Here is a 1,039-nt window from a genome sequence, read left to right as displayed (position 1 = left end):
CACAATCTGATAATCGCTTCACCTTGGCTTATTCAAAAGTCCTAAGAGCACTACTTAAAAGACCGCTCTTAACGCTGTTAGGTAATATCTCTATCGTCGTCGCAATCATGATTGCTTATGGCAGTTTTGGCAAAGGTGTCGAGTTTTTCCCTGACGTAGAACCGGATAACGCAAAAGTTCTGGTATCGGCACGCGGAGATCTCTCAATCTATGAAAAAGATGCGCTGTTGAAGGAGGTTGAACGCAATTTCTTCAATATGCCAGAACTCAAGTCTGTCTATGCGAGATCCTTTAATCGAGCACAAGATCAAATGGCAGAAGACGTCATTGGCTCTGTGGATTTCCAGTTTATTCCATGGGACGAAAGACGCACCGCGAGTGTCATTCTTGCTGAAATGGCTGAAAAAACCAAAGATATTCCTGGTGTAAAACTAGAGTTTCGTAAAGCTGATAACGGCCCTTCAGGCGGTAAAGCGATTCAAATTCAGGTATCAGCAATTTACCCAGAGCATATCGATCAAACGATCGAAATACTGCGCTCGCATATGGCGAAACTAGGTGGCTTCAAAGATATTGAAGATGACCGCGCGCTGCCTGGCATAGAATGGCAAATGGAAGTTAATCGCGAAGGCGCTGCTCGCGCAGGCGCAGATATCGTATTAATTGGTACCGCCATCCAGCTTCTTACTAATGGCGTTAAGGTTGCAGAATATCGTCCAGATGACACTGATGAAGAAGTCGATATCAACATCCGCTTCCCATCTCAGAAACGAACACTAGAAGCTTTGCAGAGCCTTCGTATTCAAACCAATGTGGGAATGGTTCCACTTGGGAACTTTGTACACTTAAAACCTGCTCCAAAAACCGGCACAATCAAACGTGCAGATAGCCGCCGTGCGGTTCTTTTGCAGTCTGAAGTGGAAGAAGGACTTCTGCCGACAGATAAGATCCAAGAACTCTTTGCCTCAATTGAGGGAGAGTCTTTTCAACCTGACGTACGTTTCAAGTTAAAAGGTGAACAGCAAGACCAACAAGAAAC

Annotated in this window: 1 protein-coding gene; it reads left to right on the top strand. The window is 44.9% G+C overall.

Annotation, left to right across the window (positions count from 1 at the left end; translation table 11 throughout):
* Positions 1-1,039: efflux RND transporter permease subunit (locus tag A3738_RS24995; RefSeq protein WP_197474022.1), on the top strand; the 1,039-nt coding region annotated here is incomplete at both ends.

The organism is Oleiphilus sp. HI0066 (assembly GCF_001635725.1).
The sequence above is the reverse complement of the archived record's forward strand: the minus strand, read 5'-3'. Positions and strand labels throughout refer to the sequence as shown.